The 19,469-nt window shown below is 71.7% G+C and carries 15 protein-coding genes and 1 tRNA gene; 5 read left to right on the forward strand and 11 right to left on the reverse strand.

All coding sequences use genetic code 11. The features are described from left to right. Positions 1 to 29 precede the first annotated feature (29 nt). From thrB to OG595_RS11880, 6 genes are all read right to left on the reverse strand, one after another. The gene (gene thrB / locus OG595_RS11855) at positions 30 to 959 is read right to left on the reverse strand and encodes a homoserine kinase (protein ID WP_329270895.1); all 930 of its coding nucleotides are present in this window, start codon (positions 957 to 959) and stop codon (positions 30 to 32) included. A 286-nt stretch (positions 960 to 1,245) separates the two neighbouring features. Next, positions 1,246 to 2,304 carry a threonine synthase gene (gene thrC, locus OG595_RS11860; RefSeq protein ID WP_329270897.1) on the reverse strand — a complete coding sequence of 353 codons (1,059 nt, stop codon included), beginning with the start codon at positions 2,302 to 2,304 and terminating at the stop codon, positions 1,246 to 1,248. A 6-nt stretch (positions 2,305 to 2,310) separates the two neighbouring features. Continuing rightward, complete coding sequence (locus OG595_RS11865) at positions 2,311 to 3,603, reverse strand: homoserine dehydrogenase (protein ID WP_329270899.1); 1,293 nt, start codon at positions 3,601 to 3,603, stop codon at positions 2,311 to 2,313. 149 nt (positions 3,604 to 3,752) lie between these two features. After that, on the reverse strand, positions 3,753 to 5,144 hold the full coding sequence (gene lysA, locus OG595_RS11870; protein WP_329270902.1) for a diaminopimelate decarboxylase: 1,392 nt from the start codon (positions 5,142 to 5,144) through the stop codon (positions 3,753 to 3,755). 40 nt (positions 5,145 to 5,184) lie between these two features. After that, positions 5,185 to 6,237 (reverse strand): ArgS-related anticodon-binding protein NrtL, encoded by a 1,053-nt coding sequence (gene nrtL / locus OG595_RS11875; protein WP_329270905.1) that lies wholly within the window; start codon positions 6,235 to 6,237, stop codon positions 5,185 to 5,187. 307 nt (positions 6,238 to 6,544) lie between these two features. Continuing rightward, positions 6,545 to 7,030 carry a response regulator gene (locus OG595_RS11880; RefSeq protein ID WP_329282817.1) on the reverse strand — a complete coding sequence of 162 codons (486 nt, stop codon included), beginning with the start codon at positions 7,028 to 7,030 and terminating at the stop codon, positions 6,545 to 6,547. 163 nt (positions 7,031 to 7,193) lie between these two features. On the opposite strand from OG595_RS11880, the gene OG595_RS11885 reads away from it, so the two are divergent. Beyond that, positions 7,194 to 7,265, forward strand: a tRNA-Arg gene (locus OG595_RS11885). A gap of 442 nt (positions 7,266 to 7,707) precedes the next feature. Here the strand turns inward: OG595_RS11885 and OG595_RS11890 are convergent. After that, the gene (locus OG595_RS11890; protein ID WP_329270906.1) at positions 7,708 to 8,193 is read right to left on the reverse strand and encodes a MarR family winged helix-turn-helix transcriptional regulator; all 486 of its coding nucleotides are present in this window, start codon (positions 8,191 to 8,193) and stop codon (positions 7,708 to 7,710) included. A gap of 75 nt (positions 8,194 to 8,268) precedes the next feature. Between OG595_RS11890 and OG595_RS11895 the strand changes: the two genes are divergently transcribed. Continuing rightward, a complete protein-coding gene (locus tag OG595_RS11895; protein WP_329270908.1) occupies positions 8,269 to 10,449 on the forward strand; it encodes an MMPL family transporter in 2,181 nt (726 codons plus the stop codon). A 142-nt stretch (positions 10,450 to 10,591) separates the two neighbouring features. Further along, the gene (locus OG595_RS11900; protein WP_443073012.1) at positions 10,592 to 12,166 is read left to right on the forward strand and encodes an SDR family oxidoreductase; all 1,575 of its coding nucleotides are present in this window, start codon (positions 10,592 to 10,594) and stop codon (positions 12,164 to 12,166) included. Positions 12,167 to 12,240: 74 nt separating this feature from the next. On the opposite strand, the gene OG595_RS11905 is transcribed toward OG595_RS11900, so the two are convergent. Beyond that, a complete protein-coding gene (locus tag OG595_RS11905; protein ID WP_329270910.1) occupies positions 12,241 to 13,776 on the reverse strand; it encodes a serine/threonine-protein kinase in 1,536 nt (511 codons plus the stop codon). 132 nt (positions 13,777 to 13,908) lie between these two features. Between OG595_RS11905 and OG595_RS11910 the strand changes: the two genes are divergently transcribed. After that, positions 13,909 to 14,700 carry a Mut7-C RNAse domain-containing protein gene (locus OG595_RS11910; RefSeq protein WP_329270912.1) on the forward strand — a complete coding sequence of 264 codons (792 nt, stop codon included), beginning with the start codon at positions 13,909 to 13,911 and terminating at the stop codon, positions 14,698 to 14,700. A 201-nt stretch (positions 14,701 to 14,901) separates the two neighbouring features. After that, complete coding sequence (locus OG595_RS11915; RefSeq protein ID WP_329270915.1) at positions 14,902 to 15,954, forward strand: lysylphosphatidylglycerol synthase transmembrane domain-containing protein; 1,053 nt, start codon at positions 14,902 to 14,904, stop codon at positions 15,952 to 15,954. A gap of 374 nt (positions 15,955 to 16,328) precedes the next feature. Here the strand turns inward: OG595_RS11915 and OG595_RS11920 are convergent, their stop codons facing one another. The 3 genes from OG595_RS11920 to OG595_RS11930 are packed head-to-tail and all read right to left on the reverse strand — an operon-like array spanning position 16,329 to position 19,467. Next, positions 16,329 to 17,441 carry a class I SAM-dependent methyltransferase gene (locus tag OG595_RS11920; protein WP_329270918.1) on the reverse strand — a complete coding sequence of 371 codons (1,113 nt, stop codon included), beginning with the start codon at positions 17,439 to 17,441 and terminating at the stop codon, positions 16,329 to 16,331. After that, positions 17,438 to 18,643 carry a glycosyltransferase gene (locus OG595_RS11925; protein WP_329270920.1) on the reverse strand — a complete coding sequence of 402 codons (1,206 nt, stop codon included), beginning with the start codon at positions 18,641 to 18,643 and terminating at the stop codon, positions 17,438 to 17,440. Before OG595_RS11925 ends, OG595_RS11920 begins: the two co-directional genes overlap by 4 nt. Then, positions 18,640 to 19,467, reverse strand: coding sequence for an alpha/beta fold hydrolase (locus tag OG595_RS11930; protein ID WP_329270922.1), 828 nt, complete (start codon positions 19,465 to 19,467; stop codon positions 18,640 to 18,642). The genes OG595_RS11925 and OG595_RS11930 overlap by 4 nt, the downstream gene beginning before the upstream one ends. Positions 19,468 to 19,469 lie beyond the last annotated feature (2 nt).

Below are 19,469 nucleotides of genomic sequence, written 5' to 3' on the forward strand. Positions count from 1 at the left end.
GCTGGTGCGCGCCCCGTTGATGTCGTCGCCTAGCTCTCTCCGGGGGCCGCGAGCGGCAGAACGCTCGCGCCCCGGGCGTCGAGTCCGAGCCGGTTGGCGGCCCAGCCCTCGCCCGCCAGCCGGGACACCTTGTCGGCGGTGGCCTCGTCGGTCAGCGCCAGGACCGTGGGCCCGGCGCCGGAGATCACCGCGGGGATGCCGTCGGCCCGCAGCCGCTCCACCAGCGCCGCGCTCTCCGGCATGGCGGGGGCGCGGTAGTCCTGGTGCAACCGGTCCTCGGTGGCCGGCAGCAGCAGCTCGGGACGCCTGGTCAGGGCCTCGACGAGCAGAGCGGCGCGCCCCGCGTTGGTCGCGGCGTCGACGTGCGGGACGGTGCGCGGCAGGAGGCCGCGCGCGGTCTCCGTGAGTACCGCCTTGCCGGGGACGAACACCACCGGAACGACCGAGTCGGCGGGTTCCATCCTGATCGCGCGGGCGGCTCCGGACTCCATCCAGGAGAGCGTGAACCCGCCGAGGAGACAGGCGGCGACGTTGTCGGGGTGTCCCTCGATCTCGGTGGCGAGTTCGAGCAGCGCCTCGTCGTCGAGACGGCTGTCGCCACCTATGGTGACGGCCCGCGCGGCGACGATGCCGGCGCAGATGGCGGCCGAGGAGGACCCGAGTCCCCGCCCGTGCGGAATGCGGTTGGCGCACACGATCTCCAGACCGCGCGGCTGTCCGCCGAGCAGGTCGAAGGCGGTGCGCAGAGACCGTACGAGGAGGTGGTTCTCGTCGCGCGGGAGGGTCTCGCTGCCCTCGCCCGCGATGTCGATGTGCAACCCGGAGTCGGCCACCCGGACGACCACGTCGTCGTACAACCCCAGCGACAGGCCCAGGGCGTCGAAGCCCGGACCGAGATTGGCGCTGGTGGCGGGGACGCGCACCCGTACGGCGGCGGCTCGGAACGCTGGACCGGCCATCGCTCGATGACTCTCCTTGAGCTGCGATTTCGTCGAAGACATGCGATACGACACTGGAGAACGGCTACTGAAAACGGCTGAGAACCTACGGGGAGACCCTCAGGCCGCTGAGGCAACGGGGCGCCGCGCCATACGCGGGGGCATATGCGGCGGGCGGGTTCACCCCAGCTTATCGAAGGAAGGTTCTGTGGCGACATAGGGCGCACAGGAGGCGCACGATGCGTGTCGTAAGCCCCCTGTGCACCCGTCGTAGGGAGTACCCCGGTTCGGGCGATCAGTACCCGGTCTACGCGAGTCCGAGTCGCTCGGCGGCCGTCGCGGCGTCCACCGGGACGACGACCGGCTTCGGCGCGCCCTCGGTGGCCCAGCCCGGGTCCTTCAGGCCGTTGCCGGTGACCGTGCAGACGATGGTCTGGCCCGGGTCGACCTTGCCCTGCTCGGCCATCTTCAGCAGACCGGCGACGGACGCGGCGGACGCCGGCTCGACGAAAACGCCCTCCTGCGCGGCCAACAGCCGGTAGGCGCGCAGGATCTCACGGTCCGTCACCTCGTCGATGAGGCCGCCCGACTCGTCGCGCGCGGCCAGCGCCTGCTTCCAGGAGGCCGGGTTGCCGATGCGGATCGCGGTGGCGAGCGTCGAGGGGTCCTTGACGATCTCGCCGCGCACGATCGGGGCACTGCCGGCCGCCTGGAATCCCCACATGCGCGGGGTGCGCCGGGCGATGCCGTCGACGGCGTACTCGGTGTAGCCCTTCCAGTACGCGGTGATGTTGCCCGCGTTGCCGACCGGCAGGACGTGGATGTCGGGCGCGTCGCCGAGCATGTCGACGATCTCGAAGGCCGCCGTCTTCTGTCCCTCGATACGCACCGGGTTGACCGAATTCACCAGCGCCACAGGGTAGTTGTCGCTCAGCGAGCGGGCGAGGGTGAGGCAGTCGTCGAAGTTGCCGTCGACCTGGAGGATCTTGGCGCCGTGGACCAGCGCCTGTCCCATCTTGCCGAGGGCGATCTTGCCCTGCGGCACGAGAACGGCCGAGACCATGCCCGCGCGCACGGCGTACGCGGCGGCGGAGGCAGACGTGTTGCCCGTGGAGGCACAGATGACCGCCTTCGCGCCCTCCTCCTTGGCCCGGGTGATGGCCATGGTCATACCGCGGTCCTTGAAGGAACCGGTCGGGTTGGCGCCCTCCACCTTGAGGTGGACCTCGCAGCCCGTGCGCTCGGAGAGCACCTGCGCGGGGACGAGGGGCGTGCCGCCCTCGCGGAGCGTCACGACCGGCGTGCTGGCGGAGACGGGCAGCCGGTCCCGGTACTCCTCGATGATTCCGCGCCACTGGTGGGTCATTGCTGGTTACTCTCCTTCAACCCGCATGATGCTTGCGACACCCCGCACGGTGTCGAGCTTGCGCAACGCCTCGACTGTTCCGCCCAGGGCGGCGTCGGACGCACGATGGGTGACGACGACGAGGGAGGCCTCGCCGTCCTTGCCCGTCTGCCGAACCGTATCGATGGAGACACCGTGCTCGGCGAACACAGTGGCCACCTGGGCGAGAACACCCGGTTTGTCGGCGACGTCAAGGCTGATGTGATAGCGAGTGACCACATCGCCCATGCCCGAAACGGGCAGCGCGGCATACGCCGACTCGCCCGGCCCGGTCGTCCCGCTGAGCCGGTTGCGGCACACGGCGACGAGGTCACCGAGCACGGCGGACGCCGTCGGCGCCCCGCCGGCCCCGGGCCCGTAGAACATCAGCTGGCCGGAGGCGTCGGACTCGACGAACACCGCGTTGTAGGCGCCGCGCACGGAGGCCAGCGGGTGCGTCAGCGGGATCATGGCCGGGTGCACGCGCGCGCTGACGGACTGGCCGTCCCCGGCCCGCTCGCAGATGGCGAGCAGTTTGATGGTGCAGCCCATGTTCCTGGCGGAGGCGAAGTCGGAGGCGGTGACCTCGGTCATCCCCTCGCGGTAGACGTCGTCGAGACGCACGCGCGTGTGGAAGGCGATTCCGGCGAGGATGGCGGCCTTGGCGGCGGCGTCGAACCCCTCGACGTCGGCGGTCGGGTCGGCTTCGGCGTACCCGAGGGCGGTGGCCTCATCAAGGGCCTCCTGATAGCCGGCCCCCGTGGAGTCCATCTTGTCGAGGATGAAGTTGGTCGTGCCGTTGACGATGCCGAGCACCCTGTTCACCTTGTCCCCGGCGAGGGACTCGCGCAGCGGCCGGATGAGCGGGATGGCGCCGGCGACGGCGGCCTCGTAGTAGAGGTCCGTGCCGTGGGCCCCGGCGGCGGCGTGGAGGGCGGCGCCGTCCTGGGCGAGGAGCGCCTTGTTGGCGGAGACGACCGACGCACCGTGCTCGAAGGCGGCGGTGATGAGGGAGCGCGCCGGCTCGATACCGCCGATGACCTCGACGACGACGTCGATGTCGCCGCGTTTGACGAGGGCGGTGGCGTCGGTGGTGACGAGGGCGGGGTCGATGCCTTCACGCACCTTGGAGGGCCGCCGCACGGCGACCCCGGCAAGCTCGACGGGAGCACCGATGCGCGCGGCGAGATCGTCGGCGTGCGTCGTCATGATGCGCGCCACCTCTGAGCCGACTACCCCACAGCCCAGCAGCGCCACCTTCAGCGGACGCGTACGCATCATCCGACCTCGTTTCCTCATACCGTCTACGGTTCATAAGTCTCACTCACCGGACTGAAGTTTCTATCAATCGTCCGGATCGTGAGATGTCTATTTCGTTTTCCGGGCGGCGGAAGACAGGAGATCTTCCGCCGCCTTCTGCGATTCTGCCGTCACCCCACGTCGAGCCGGAGAAGATCCTCCTCGGTCTCGCGCCGGACGATCACCCGGGCCTCCCCGTCCCGCACCGCGACGACGGGCGGACGGAGGGCGTGGTTGTAGTTGCTGGCCATGGACCGGCAGTAGGCGCCGGTCGCGGGCACGGCGATGAGGTCGCCCGGCGCCAGGTCGGCGGGCAGGAAGGCGTCCTTGACGACGATGTCCCCGCTCTCGCAGTGCTTGCCGACGACCCGCACGAGCATGGGCGCGGCCTCGGAGGTCCGGGAGACGAGAGCGACGCTGTACTCGGCGTCGTACAGAGCGGTGCGGATGTTGTCGGACATCCCGCCGTCCACGGAGACATACGTGCGCAGCCCGTCCAGCGGCTTGATGGTGCCGACCTCGTAGAGGGTGAAGGCGGTGGGCCCGACGATGGCCCGCCCCGGCTCGACGGAGATACGGGGAGTACGGAGCCTGGCCCCCTCGCACTCCCGGCTGACGATCTCGTTGAGCGCCTTGGCGATCTCGTGCGGCTCGCGCGGGTCGTCGTCGCTGGTGTAGGCGATACCGAGCCCACCCCCGAGGTCGATCTCGGGCAGCTCGACCCCGTGCTCGTCACGAATGTCCTTGAGCAGCCCCACAACGCGGTGCGCGGCGACTTCGAAGCCCGACATGTCGAAGATCTGCGACCCGATGTGCGAGTGAATACCGATCAGCTCAAGCCCATCAAGCTGAAGCGCCCGCCGCACGGCCTCCGCGGCCTGCCCGCCGGCAAGGGGAATACCGAACTTCTGGTCCTCGTGGGCGGTGGCGATGAACTCATGCGTATGGGCTTCGACCCCGACGGTGATACGGATCTGCACGCGCTGCCGCTTGCCGAGGGACTGCGCGACATGCGCGACGCGCACGATCTCCTGGAAGGAGTCGAGCACGATCCGCCCGACCCCGGCGCGAATGGCGGTCTCGATCTCTTCGACGGACTTGTTGTTGCCGTGGAAGGCGATGCGATCGGCGGGCATACCGCCGGAGAGGGCGGTGGTGAGCTCCCCGCCGGAACAGACATCGAGATTGAGCCCCTCCTCGTGCAGCCACCGCACGACGGCACGCGAGAGGAACGCCTTGCCTGCGTAGAAGACGTCGGCGTCGGCCCCGAAGGCGGTACGCCACGCACGAGCCCGCTCACGGAAGTCGGTTTCGTCGAGGAGATAGGCGGGAGTACCGAATTCCTCGGCGAGCCGGGTCACCTCGACGCCTCCGACACTGACGACACCGTCGGGCGTACGGGTGACGGTCGACGCCCAGACCTTCCGGTCCAGGTGGTTGAGGTCGGCGGGCGGGGCGGAGGGGTGCCCCTCGGGCAGGACATCGGCGTGGCGGGGCCCGGCGGGGTGTGCGGAACGGCTCATGGCTGGGTGGCTTCCTCGGTGTGTCAGAGGTATTTCAGTTTCAAAGGTATTCGGGTGCGTCGATACCGAGCAGGGACAGGCCGCCGGCCAGCACCGTCCCGGCGGCTTCGACGAGCGCGAGCCGGGCCCGGTGGGCGGCCGAGGGTTTCTCGTCGCCGAGCGGCAGCACGGTGGGGAGGAAGGCGAGCGTGGCATCGGCAAGGGTGACGAGATGCCGGGCGAGCCGGTCCGGGGCGCGGTGGGTGGCGGCGCCGAGGAGGAGTCGGGGGTGGTCGGCGAGAGCGAGCTGAAGAGGAGCCGGTACGTCGGCGAGGTCACCGGCGTACGCGGCGAAACCGAGGTCGGCGGCATTGCGGCCGAGGGCGCGGGTCCGCGCGTAGGCGTAACGCACCCGGAAGAAGGGGTTGCTCTCCCGCTGGACCAGGTGTTCGGCACCGATACGGGGCCGGTCGCGCGCCGCGGGATGGAGAAGCGCCCAGCGGCCGGCGTCGGGGCCGAGGGACGCCGGATCACAGGGGGCGGGAGGAAGAGCCCGAAGATCGAGAATCCGGCCCGCCTCAGTACCTTGTCCACCCCGTCCACCCGGTCCGCCGGGTCCGGTCCCTCCGGCCTGTTCACCGCTGCCGCGGTGGAGACGGACTCGGGCGCCTTGGGTGGCGACGATGCGTGCGACCGCGTCGGCGACGGCATCGGCCCGGGGTTCGTACGCGACCGGCAGCCGTACCGACAGCACCTGACCGGCGAGGGCGTCGCTGTGTCCGTAGCGCAGGCCCTGGGCGAGGATCTCGCGTACGAGAGCTGCGGGGGCGGCGCTGTCGAGGCTGATGTTGAGGAATCCGGGCCCGGTGATCTCGACGCCACGGACGCCGGGGGCGGCACTGATCCGCTCGCGCAGGACCTCGGCGACGTAGCGGGGGGTGCGCCCGGCGGGCCGGGCCAGCTGTAGCGCGATGTTCGTGGCGTAGTCCCCGGAACCACCCGGCCCGGGCGCGGAGACACCGGCACGTACGGGGACGGCGACACTCAGCTCTCCCGCGTCGACAGCACGGCGCACCGCGCAGAGCACGGTACGGGAGAGCTCGACGGGGGTCACGGGACAAGCGTATGGGAGGAGGGGGGTGGGCAGGCCACTCGGTTTGGGGGCGGGGGCGGCAATTCCGCTATGTGGACGGAGGGGGGCGGACCGCAGGCGGGAGGTGGCGGACCGGAGGCGGGAGGGCGCGGGGAGACGGGAGCAGGGGCGGAGCCGGGGTTCGGGCCGAGGGATGCAGGGGCTCCAGCGGGGCGGTGCCGGATTCGGGGCCGAAGGGTGCACGGGCTCGGGCGGGCGGTGCCGGGTTCAGGGCGGACCGGTGCGCGGGTTCCGAGGGAGGGGTGCCCGGGCGGAGCGGTACCTCGGGTCAGCCGCCGGCGCCTCGGCCGGCGCGCTCGGCTTCGGTAGGGGCGCCGAGGGAGCCGATGGCTGATCCCAGGGCCGGTCCGAGGGCACTCTCGAAGGAAGCGTCATCCTGCCCCCGCTCGGCCAACTGCCTTACGAGGCTGATGAGTTCAGCAGGATCGAAGGGCTTGGCGAGAAACGCGTCGACGCCGACCTCAAGCCCGGCCTCGACCTCGTACTGAGTACACGCGCTGATGATGGCGAGGGGCAGGTCGCGCGTACGGGGATCGGCGCGCAGCCGGGCGGCGGTGCGCAGACCGTCGAGGCGAGGCATCGCAACGTCGAGGGTGACGACATCGGGGCGCACCTGATGAACAACATCCAGACACTCGGCACCATCAGCCGCGGTCACGACCTCGAAACCCTCCAGTTCGAGGTTGACCCTGATCAGCTGCCGGATGACCTTGTTGTCGTCCACAACAAGCACCCGACCGGACACGCCTGGCACAAGTCGAGGGTAGGTCGAGACCGGCCGGCGCGTCCGGCTTTTCGCCACTTCCACCGGTCCGATCGAGCGCCGGCCCCGTCCGCCACGACCTCCAAAACCCGTTCCTGATCACCCCGAACGAGCTGGTAGGGTTCTACTCGTCGCCGCGCAACGCGCCAGACACGCCCCCGTAGCTCAGGGGATAGAGCAACGGCCTCCGGAGCCGTGTGCGCAGGTTCGAATCCTGCCGGGGGCACCTTGAATGAGGTGCCTAAAGACCCCGCCATCAGCGCTTCAGCTGAGGACGGGGTCTTCGCGTGTGTGCAGGCGGGTGCCGTCGAAAGCAGCCGTTTGATAGTGATCGCGCTGCAGTGGCGCGTCGATCTTGAGTGGCTGTGCAACAGGTCAGCGGACGTTGCCAGGCTCCGCTTGTATCGCCTGCCGTTGACAGGACCTTGGGCTTGTGTCGATGCCTCTCAGCCGCCACTGCCGCGCCGTCCTCAATTGAGCCGCAGCGCTGTCAGCAAGGAACGCATCACGGCCGCATCCATCGGACCGGCCGGCCGTCGCGGGTTCGGAGCCCGCCAGGGGCACCTTGGAGAAGGTGGCCGAAGACCCCGCCAGCGGCGCAGTAGCCGAGGGTGGGGGTCTCCTCCGGTGGTTTGTTCGTCTTTGTTCGCCCTCTGTGCTTCTGGTTGTCAGCGGCTCAGGAGGGCGAGTTCCCGGTTCATTTCGGCGAGGAACCGGACGACCACCGCCAGTTCGTCGGCCGTGAAGCGGTCGCAGGCGGCTCCGGTGCTCCGAGCCAGCGGTCGGAAGTAGTCGGCGGCCACGCGTCTGGCCGCCTCCGCGTAGTGGAGGTGGACCACACGCCTGTCGTCGACCGCCCGGATGCGCTGGATGTGGCCCGCCTTCTCCAGGCGGTCGATGCAGGCCGTCACCGCGCCTGACGTGAGGCTGAGCCGCTCGCGAAGTCGGCCGGGGGTCATGGGGCCGTCGTCCGCGTCGGCGTCCAGGATCGCGATCAGGGCCAGTACGTCGGTGAGGTGCAGGCCCTGCGCCTGGGCGAACTTGTGGGCGATGCGGTTGAACTCCGCGTTCATTGCCCGCAGAAGGACGGCGAAGGACTGCAACCCCGTCGGGTCGTCTCCGGGAAGGGGGGACGAGGAGTTGTTGACGGGCATGATCCCAGTATATGTTCTCTCGATCGTTGAGATACTTAATCAGTGACTTACCTTCTCTGTCGCCTGAGGATGCTCATGGGAACCACACCGCGCCGGGCCCGATGGCTCGTACCGCTCGTCCTGCTCCTCGTCTGGCTGGGCGTGGGCGGGACTCTCGGTCCTTACGCCGGGAAACTGGGCGAGGTGGCCACCAACGACCAGGCCGCGTTTCTGCCACAGAGCGCCGAGTCGACCCGGGTGCTCAAGGCGCGTGAGGCGTTCGACCGGTCCCAGTCCGAGACCCTGCCTGCGATCGTCGTCTGGACGGTGGACGGGAAACGGGTGGTCGGGAGCCGGCTGGTCGGTGAGGAGCAGCAGGCCGACGCCAACCGTGCGGTCGGCGGACTCGTCGGACGGCCCGGAGTGGTCGGGCTGCCCTCCCCCGCTCTCCTCTCCGAGGACGGGCAGGCGATGCAGTCTGTCGTACAGCTGAGGGCCGATCTCGGAGAGAAGCTTCCGGACGTCCTCGACACGGTGCGTGCGGCGGCGGGGAGTGTGCCGGGGACCACGGCGCGGATCGCGGGCCCGGCGGCGAGCCAGGCGGATCTGTCGGACGCGTTCGCGGGTATCGACGGGCTGTTGCTGGGCGTGGCGCTCGGTGCCGTGCTGCTGATTCTGCTGCTCGTCTACCGGAGTGTCCTCCTGCCGTTCCTGATCATCCTCGGCGCCGTGTTCGCCCTGGGACTGGCCTGTGCCGTCGTCTACGCGCTCGCGGACCGGGACATGGTGAGGGTGGACGGTCAGGTGCAGGGCATCCTGTCCATTCTGGTGATCGGTGCCGCCACCGACTACGCGCTGCTGCTGGTCGCCCGTTTCCGCGAGGAGCTCGCCGTGCGCGGGGACCGGGTCGAGGCCGCGGTGGCCGCCGTACGCCGCTCGTTCGGTGCGATCACCGCGAGCGCCGCGACCGTGGCGCTCGGCCTGTTGGCGCTGCTTGCCAGCGACCTCACGAACAACCGCGCCCTGGGCCCGGTCGGGGCCATCGGCATCGTGTGCGCCGTGCTCTCCGCACTCACCTTCCTGCCGGCCGTGCTGGCCCTGCTGGGCCGTGCCGCCTACTGGCCTTCCCTACCGGGATCGCCGGACCCGGCAGACGCGTCGGACCCGTCGGATGTGGCGGACCCGTCCGGCGCGGTGGCTGGACGGCACGGGGTGTGGGGTCGCGTCGCCGCGACCGTGGACGCGCGACCTCGGCGGACGTGGGTGGTGACCGCACTTGTCCTGGCCGTCTTCGCGGCCTTCGCGCCGTCCCTGTCCGCCAAGGGCGTCCCGCTCGACGAGATCTTCGTGGGTGACGCGTCCTCGGTCGCCGCGCAGGACACGCTCGGTGAGCACTTCCCCGGCGGATCCGGCAACCCCGCCGTCATCATCGCCGACGCCGGGCGTGCCGCTCAGGTGACGGCCGCGGCGAGGCGCACCGAGGGGGTGGCGTCGGCCGGCACGGTCTCCGCGTCGGGGCGGCCGGACGCCGGGAAGCCGCTCGTCGTCGACGGCCGTGTCCGGATCGACGCCACCCTGGAAGCGACGGCGGACAGCGCTGCCGCCAAGAGGACCGTCGTGCGGCTGCGCGCGAACCTGCACGCCGTGTCCGGGGCCGACGCGCTGGTCGGCGGGTACACGGCGCAGCAGTACGACACCCAGCGGACGGCCGCCCGCGACCGTACCGTCATCGTGCCCGTCGTGCTCGCCATCATCCTCCTGATCCTGATGCTGCTGCTGCGCTCACTGCTGGTACCGGTGCTGCTGGTGGCCACCGTCGCGCTCAACTTCCTCGCGACGCTCGGGGTGTCGGCGCTCGTCTTCGAGCATCTCCTCGGCTTCAGCGGCACGGACGCGTCGGTACCGCTGTACGGGTTCGTGTTCCTGGTGGCGCTCGGCGTCGACTACAACATCTTCCTGATGTCCCGGGTACGGGAGGAGTCGCTCGCCCACGGCACGCGGTGGGGCGTGCTGCGCGGGCTGACCACGACCGGCGGAGTGATCACCTCGGCCGGCGTGGTGCTCGCCGCGACCTTCGCTGCCCTGATGGTGATCCCGCTCGCCTTCCTGGTCCAGATCGCGTTCATCGTCGCCTTCGGCGTCCTGCTCGACACGCTCGTCGTCCGCTCGTTGCTGGTGCCCGCCCTGGTGATCGACATCGGTCCGCGGGCGTGGTGGCCGAGTTCCCTGGCCCGCGACGCCGACGGGAACAGGGCCGGGCCGAAGCCTCCGGCGTGACGGCAGCGCATCCGGGCACCCGGGAGTCCCGGACTTCCCGGGACTCCCGGGCCGCTTCGCGACGACGGGCACGGTGGGCCCGTAGCGGCAATGATCGGACGACGGGGCAACAGCGTAGGAGCGAGCGCGTGGAGGCACGGTCGTGAGCACGGATGGAGAGCGGAAGGGGCCGGACGCGGCGGAGGGACACGGTGGCCGCGGGGCCGAGAGGCTGCGCTGCCTGGTCACCGGAGCGTCCGGCTACATCGGCGGGCGCCTGGTGCCGGAGCTGCTGGAGGCGGGCCACCGGGTACGGTGTCTGGCCCGTTCCCCGGACAAGCTCCGTGACCACCCCTGGGCGGGAGACGTCGAGCCGGTTCGCGGGGACGTCACGGACCCCGAGTCGGTCGCTGCCGCCATGCGCGGCATCGACGTCGCGTACTACCTGGTGCACGCCCTCGGCTCCGGCTCCGGCTTCGAGGACACCGACCGCCGCGCCGCGCGCGTCTTCGCCGAGCAGGCACAGGCCGCGGGCGTACGGCGGATCGTCTATCTCGGCGGGCTCACCCCGCGGGGCGTACCCGAGGACTCGCTGTCCCCGCACCTGCGGTCCCGGGCCGAGGTGGGGCGGATCCTCCTCGACGCGCCGGTACCCGCCACCGTGCTGCGGGCGGCGGTCGTCATCGGCTCGGGGTCGGCCTCCTTCGAGATGCTGCGCTACCTCACCGAGCGGCTGCCGGTGATGGTCACCCCGAGCTGGGTGCACACCCGCACCCAGCCCATCGGGGTACGGGACGTGCTGCGCTACCTCGTCGGCTCGGCCACCATGCCGGACGACGTCAACCGGGCGTTCGACATCGGCGGCCCGGACGTCCTGACCTACCGGGAGATGATGAGCCGTTACGCCGTCGTCGCGGGACTGCGGAAACGGCTCGTCGTGCCGGTTCCGATCCTGACCCCGAGGCTGTCCAGCCACTGGGTCGGTCTCGTCACACCCGTGCCCGCCTCCCTGGCCCGGCCGCTCACGGAGTCGCTGCGCCACGAGGTCGTCTGCCACGAGCACGACATCGCCCGGTACGTTCCCGACCTTCCGGGCCGGCCGCTGCCCTTCGACGAGGCGCTGGCCCTGGCGCTGCGGAGGGTGCGGGAGGCGCAGGTCGCCACCCGCTGGTCGTCCGCCGCCCTGCCGGGTGCGCCCAGTGACCCCCTGCCCACCGACCCGGACTGGGCGGGCGGCAGCCTCTACCAGGACGAGCGGCGCCTGTCGGTCGACGCGTCCCCGCAGGCCCTGTGGAAGGTGGTCGAGGGCATCGGGGGCGACAACGGCTGGTACTCCTTTCCGCTGGCCTGGGCGGTCCGGGGCTGGTTGGACCGGTTCGCCGGGGGTGTCGGCCTGCGCCGCGGGCGACGCGACGCCGAGCGCCTGCGGGTCGGTGACTCGCTGGACTTCTGGCGGGTCGAGGAGATCGAGCCCGGACGGCTGCTGCGGCTGCGGGCCGAGATGCGCCTGCCCGGCCTCGCCTGGCTGGAGATGTACGTCGAGACAGCGGGCGAGGGCCGCACCCGTTACCGCCAGCGTGCCCTGTTCCACCCACGCGGTCTGCTGGGCCACGTCTACTGGTGGTCCGTCTCCCCCTTCCACGCGGTCGTCTTCGGCGGCATGGCCCGCAACATCACCCGAGCCGCCGCCAAGGCCACCAGCGGGCGCGGGACATCGTCACTCGCCGACCACAAGTGAGCCTGCTTCAGGGCGCGTTGGCCTGACAGCCCGGCCTCCGCGCCCTGCACCACCCTCAGTTGCCCACTCGCGGCTCATCTCCTGGGCCGGAAGTGCGCCTCCGTCGACTGCTCCCCGGTGATCGTGGCCACGCAGCGCAGGACGCGCAGACCGTCGGCGTACTCGGTCTGGGTGGGCGGGAGTACGTCGATGGTCCAGCGGGCGGGGTCGATCTTGAGTGCGGTGCCCTGTCTGGACTCGGCCAGGACCTCGCGGGAGCAGAGTCTGCGGACGTCCGGGTGGTTCTCCAGTTCCCGCTGGTTGTTGGTCATCCCGTCGGACGGGAGCGGGGCTATCGCGAAGGTCTCCCACGGGTGCTCGACCACACAGTCGGAGCGGTTCACGCTGACGATGCCGACGGTGACGACCATGCCGCCCCAGCATTCGGCGGTCGTGGTGCAGCGGCCGTCCATGCCGGCGACGCCGGTCGCCGGGCAGTTCTCGGTCGTCGTCGGTACGCCGAAACCGGCGTTCGCGGCCTGGGCCGCCCCGCCCGTGGCGGAGGCTGAGGCGGATGTGGAGGGTCCGGTGGTGGGCGACTCGGTCGTCGACGGCGGCAGGTACTGGTACGCGACTGTTCCGCCCGTCCCTACGACGGCCACCGCCACGGCCGCGACGGACAGCCGCACACTCACCTTCGTCCGCCGCCGCGGGGAGGCGGCGGCCGGCGGGACGGTGGTGGCCAGGGGGGAGGGCGGCGCGAACGTCGGGGTGAGGACGGAAGCGGGACCCGGGGCGGCTCCGCCCGTGTCCGTCAGGTCCACGGCGGCCAGTGCGTCCCTGAGCGCCGCGGCGCTCGGCAGCCGGTCGGCGGGGTCCGGGGCCATGGCGTGGCGGAGGACCTCGGTGAAGCGGGGGTTCACTCCGGGGAGGTCCGGCAGGGGCCAGGTGTGCCGGACGATGACCTCCGCGATGCCCAGGCTGCCCTCCGCCGGGAAGTGCGGGGGTCTGCCGTGCACGAGGGCGTAGATCGTGGCGGCGAGGGAGTACACGTCACCGGCGGGGGTGGGCTCGGCCAGCCGGAACGCCTCCGGTGGGGCGTACGCGGGTGTCAGCGCCTCCCGGGTGACCGACAGTTCCTGGCCGGGGCGGGGCATCGCGGCCAGCCCGAAGTCGGCGAGGCCGACGTTTCCGTACCGGTCGATCATGATGTTGCCCGGTTTGATGTCGCGGTGCAGTACGCCGCCGGCGTGGGCCGCGGCCAGCGCGTCGGCGACGCGTATGCCGATGTCGCGCGCCTCGGCGGCCGGGAACGGACCCCGCTGGTGGAGGCGGTCGCCGAGCGACCCACCGGGGCACAGCTCCAGGACCATGTACGGGCGGCCGTCGTCGAGCACCCCGGCGTCGTACACCGCCACCACATGCGGGTGGCCCGACAACTGACCCGCCGCGGTGACCTCACGCAGGAACCGCTGCCGGTCGCGGTCGGTGGCCAGGACGCGGCTGTCCATCTTGAGGGCGACCTCGCGGCCCACGGCAAGCTGGCGGGCCCGGTACACGGTGGCGAAACCGCCCTGGCCGAGCACCTCGACGACCTCGTAGCCGGGCACGCCCGTACGTTCGAACTGCATGCTGCCGTACTCCCCCACCAGCGAGGCCGACCGCCCCGGCCGGGGGTACCGGACCGGGGTGTTGAGAGCGCCGAGAGTAGTGCACGGGAAACCGGCGGGCGCGCCCGGTCGGTGCGATGACATGCTGACCGGGTGAGCAGACCGGAGATCGTCATCAGTTTCGCCCCTGAGCTGCGTCTCTTCGTCCCTTCCGAGCGACGCGCCGGCCCGACGACCGTGGCCACCGACGGATCGTCCTCGCTCGGGCACGTGGTGGAGTCGCTGGGCGTGCCGCTCACCGAGGCCGGGCGGCTGCTGGTCGACGGCCGGGAGGTGCCGGTGTCCCATGTGCCGGGCGCGGGCGAGAAGGTGGAGGTCCGTGCCGTCGTCCGGCCGCAGCCGGTGCCGGGGGCGCCGCTGCGCTTCCTGCTCGACGTGCATCTGGGCACGCTCGCCCGCCGGTTGCGGCTCCTGGGTGTCGACGCGGCGTACGAGAGCGAGGACATCGGTGATCCGGCGCTGGCCGCGCTGTCGGCGGCCGAGCGGCGCGTGCTGCTCTCCCGGGACCGGGGTCTGCTGCGGCGCCGGGAGCTGTGGGCGGGCGCGTACGTCTACAGCGACCGTCCGGACGACCAGCTCCGGGACGTACTCGGCCGGTTCGCGCCCGCACTCGCCCCGTGGACCCGGTGCACCGCCTGCAACGGACGGCTGCGGCGGGCCGACAAGCAGACGGTCGGCGACCGGCTGGAGGACGGCACCCGGCGTACGTACGACGTCTTCGCGCAGTGTGCGACGTGCGAGCGTCTGTACTGGCGGGGTGCGCACCACGCCCGGTTGGAGGAGATCGTCGCGGGCGCGCTGAACGAGTTCGGCGGCGGGGCCGGAACCGATGGCCGCGCGAAGGCGTTGAACGTGCGTAGCGAAAAGGACGTATTGACAGGTTGACAGGAGGCAACGAGGGGAGACTTCGACAGAAAGCTTCAGGCATCATCTGTGTCGCCCGTCCGCCCTCACCCCTTCTCTTCCCGGACATCACCCCGTCACGCGGACTGGGAACGCTCTTGCCGTCCCCCCTTGCTTCGCTCTTCAATTCCCCCCGTCCGCCCCCGCAGCGCGTGGGCGCAACGTGGAAGGACGACGCGCGCTGTGTCCTCTTTGCCCATAGTTCCCATCGCCCCGCCCGCTCCGACGGTCCAGGCCCCTCCCCAGGGCACCGCGGACTGTCCCGTCGCGGCTTCCCGCGCCTCCTTCTGTGCCCGGTTCCCCGCCGCCCGGCACGCCCGCCGGGTGCTCTGTCTGCTGCCGCTCGTGCTCATCGGGGTCTGGGCTGCCGACAACTGGCGGGTCCTGCACGACGGGGCCCGGCAGCTCACCACCGCCGACCCCGGGTGGCTCGCGATCGGGGCCGCGTTCACGTTCCTGTGCTGGGTGTCCGCCGCCTTCGCCCGGCAGGGCGCGATCCCGGAGCGGCTGCCGCCCGGACTGCTGCTGGCCTCGCAGTTCGCCGCCGGCGCCGCCAACAACGTCCTTCCGGCCGGTCTCGGCGCCCACGCCGTCACCCTGCGCTTCCTGACCGGCCGTGGCATCCCGCTGGCCCGGGCCACCGCGTCCCTCGCCCTGTACTCGCTGGTCAAGCCGGTCGCGAAACTCCTGCTGATCCTCGCGCTCCTGGCGACCTTCCCGACCTCCCTGGGCACCACCGACCTCCTCCCCGACCAGGAGACGCTGCTGCCCATCGCCATGGGCGTGACCGGCGCGGTGGTCGTGGTGACGCTGGTTCTGACCTTCGTACGTCCGCTGCGGCGCCCCCTGCTCGACGGTGTGCGCACCGCGCTGACCGACGCGCGGCGGCTGCACACCCGGCCGGTCCGGGTCGCCGCGCTGTGGGGCGGTGCCGCCGGGTTCTCGCTGTGCCAGGCGGCGGTGCTGGCCTGCGTCGGTGCCTCGCTGGGGCTGCCGATCGCCTGGCCGGACGTCGTCTTCGCCTACCTCGCCGCGAGCGCCGCGGTCGGCGCCGTACCCGCGCCGGCCGGGATCGGTCCCGTCGACGCGGCGCTCGTGTTCACGCTGGCCGCGATGGGCGCCCCGCTGTCCCTGGCCACCGCGGCCGTCGTCGGCTTCCGTGTCCTGACGGTCTGGCTGCCGCTGCTGCCGGGCGCCCTCGTGCTGTCGATGCTGGTGCGCGCCAAGGTGCTGTGACCAGCACCAGGTGGGGTGCCGCGCACCAGGTGCTGTGACCAGCACCGGATCTTGTGCCGCGCACCGTGTTCCGTGCCGCGCACCGTGCTCCGTGCCGCGGCCGGGCCCTGTGACGCGCGCAGGTCCCGTGGCACGAGCAGGTTCTGTGCCCGAGCAGGTTCTGTGCCGCGCCCGGTCGCTGTAGCGCGCCCGTGCCCTGTGCGCCCGTGCCCTGTGCCGCGCCGGTGGGTCGTGACGCGCACGGTGTGTTCGCTCGGGTTCGTGCCGCGGCGTCCGCAGCGGCTGTCCCTGCCCGCGCCGGCCTGTTCTCCGTGCCGGGCGGGGTCCGGGGGCCGCGACCTGGGTGCCGGTGTTGTGGCCCCCGGAAGGGGGTGTCAGTCCCGGCGGGCCACCAGACGGTACGCGTTGGAGACGCCGAGGCGGTGGGAGATCGGCCGGACGGCGAAGCGGTCCAGCAGGGTGCCCAGGATCAGCGCCGGGACGCCGGCCAGCAGCAGGGCTCCACGCAGGGTGCGGCGCAGGGCGTTCGGGGGGTGCGGGAGCCACGGGAGGTTGTCGCGCGGGGCGGCGTTGTCGAGGGCCAGCCAGACGGCGGCGAGCAGGTCGACGGGGTCGTGCGGCTCGGCGTGCTGTTCCAGGACGACGGTGAAGCCGAGGTCGGTGAGCCGCTGCCGGAGGTTGTCGACGGGGACGAAGTGCAGGTGCTGGGGCTGGAGCCAGGGCAGCCACCAGCGGCCGAGCAGCTTGGCGTAACGGCTGTCGGGGTCGGGGACCTCGATCACCAGGTGTCCGCCGGGCCGGATGGCCTGCCGGGCGGCCTCCAGTTCGAGCGGGGGTTCGGTGCTGTGCTCCAGGTAGTGGAACATGCTGACGACGTCGTAGTGGGCGGCCAGTTCGGGGGCCAGTTCGGTGAAGCTGCCCCGGTAGCCGCGCTCGACGCGCCCCGCCCGTTCGGCGAGTTCGGCGCCGTCGGTGAAGTCGAGCCCGTCGAAGGTGGTGCCGGTGTGGACGCCCCGGGCCGCCTCGCAGAAGTGGCCGTGGCCGGTGCCGACGTCGAGCCAGTTCTTGGGCGAGTCGTCGAAGGGGAGCAGGGCGCGGGCGCGCTGCTCGTACATCTTCGTGCGGCTCGCGAAGGTGTTGCCGAGCTGCTTCTCGCCGAGTCCGTCGTAGAAGTCGCGGTAGTAGAACTCCAGCCCGGCGGCGCTGAGCCGGGGGTTCTGGAAGGTGTGCCGGCAGTCCTGGCAGCGGTCGAGGACGAACCGGCCGGGCTTGTGCTGGAGCAGGTCGGTGGTCCGCAGCCGGGTCTCCAGCCGGGCCGAGCCGCACCAGGGGCAATCGGTGCGCGGGGGTTCGAAGAACCGGTCGGTGCCGGAGGCCAGGTCGGCCTGATAGGCGGGCCGGAGGGCGGCCACCTGCTCGGTACGGGTCGCGCCGGCCTGGGCTTCCGGTGCCGTCGGTGCGTTGGTCCCGTGCTCGTCGTCACTCATACCGTCTCCTTGGCGGGCGCGCCGATGGCGAGTTGCTCAAGATGGGTGGCCGCGGCGGAGGCACCTCCGGCGGCCCGGAACGCGGTGCGGATCCGGTTCGCCGCGGCGCGGTGTCCGGGCTCGTGCAGTACGGCGTCGATCGCGGCGCCCAGTTTCGGCGCGGTGACCCGCCCGAACCGCACCCGGATGCCCGCCCCGGCCGCCACGACCTGCCCGGCGACCACGGGCTGGTCGTCCCGGATGGGCGCGACGACGAGCGGCACACCGTGCCAGAGCGCCTCGCACACGGTGTTGTGCCCGCCATGGCAGACGACGGCGTCGACCCTTTCGAGGAGCGGGAGTTGGGGCACCGAGGCGGCGACCAGGACGCTTTTGTCGTCCTGGTCGCCCGGGGTGCCGCCGAGTACGCCCGCCGGGTCGACGATCACCGTCTGCATCCGGTCCGCCCGCTCCCGTGCGGCGGCCCGACACTCGGTCAGAAAGCGTTCGCCGACATCGGTGTTGGCGGTGCCGAGGGTGATGAGGACCGTGGCGCGGGCCGGGTCGAGCCAGTCCCAGGGGAAACCGGGCGGGGCGGGCCGGTCGGCGACGGACGGGCCGACGTACCGGATCTGGTCGCCCGTCCGGGCGTCCGGGCCGACGAACTCCGGTGTGCTGAAGGCGAGTACGAGGTGCGGGGAGAACCGTGGGTCCGCCGTGCCCGTGCTGTCACCGACGCGGTCCCTGAGTCCCGCGAGCAGCCCGTCCAGCCACTCCGCGACCTTGGGCATGCCGGACAGTACGTCGGTGAACTCGGCGGAGGTGGTGGCCGAGGTCGCCCAGGGCAGACCCAGACGCTCGGCGACGAGCCCGCCGGCGAGGGCCTGTTGGTCGGCGACGACGACATCCGGCCCGAACTCCCCGACGGCGGCGGCGACTCCGGGAGCCATCTCCTCGGCGAGCGGGGCGAGGAACCGTTCCCAGAGGAACTTCAGCGCCTCCGGCCCCCGCAGATCCGGTGGCCGTACGCCGTCGCCCGAGCCGGGGACGGGCCCGGCGCACGGAAAGACGGTGGCGCCCTTCCCCGCGAGCCGCCGCACGAGTCCCGGATCGGCGCATGCCCAGGCCGACTCATGTCCACGTGCGGCGAGTTCGGCGGCGACACCGACGGCCGGGTTGATGTGCCCGACGAGCGGCGGCACGACGAACAGGAACCGGCTCACCGCGCTTCCGCCCCCGCCAGCTGCACCGGAACGGTCGCGCCGAGGATGAGCGACAGGATGTGCCCGCCGACCGTCCCCGACGCCTCGACGAGCACGGAGTGTTCGTGCCCCGGCACGACGACGGTCCGGCAGTCGGGCAGCACGGACTCCATCCAGGGCGCCAGTTCGGCGAGGTCGGAGTCACCCCCGTACACACCGAGGACCGGGCAGCGTACGGAACTCATCTCGTCCTCGGTCAGTACGCGGCTGGCCGGGATGTCCTGGGCGAGGGTGGTCTCGCGGGCCAGCCGGGCGGCGCCCTTGGCGAGGCGGGCGGTGTTCTGGCTGCGGTTGGCGGTGATCCAGGCGATGGCGTCGGCCTCGTTGTGGGCGAGTTCGTGCATGACCCGGCCGAGGATGCCGTCGAGTTTGCCCGCCCAGGCGGCGGTGGCCGGTTCCGACTCGATGAGGGAGACACTGGCGGCGCGCTCGGGGTGGCGGGCCGCGTATCCGAACGCGACGGTCCCGCCGTAGGAGTTGCCGACGAGATGGACCGGGCCGGTCACCTCCAGACGGTCGAGGAGTGCCTCCAGGTCGTCGATGTTGTCGTCGAGGGTGTAGCCGGTGGCGGGGCGGGTGGAACGGCCGTGGCCGCGCAGGTCGTACATGACGACGTCGATGCCGGAGGCGGCGAACGCCGGTGCCACGGTGAAGTAGTAGCTGGCCAGGCTGTCGGTGAGCAGGCCGTGCACGAGTACGGCGGTCGCGGTGACCGGCCGGTCGCCGCGCGGGCCGATGCGCTGGGCGTGCAGTCGCAGACCGCCGCCGATGTCGACGATCGCCATGG

Origin of the sequence: Streptomyces sp. NBC_01451, assembly GCF_036227485.1 — a bacterium.
GTDB lineage: Bacteria > Actinomycetota > Actinomycetes > Streptomycetales > Streptomycetaceae > Streptomyces.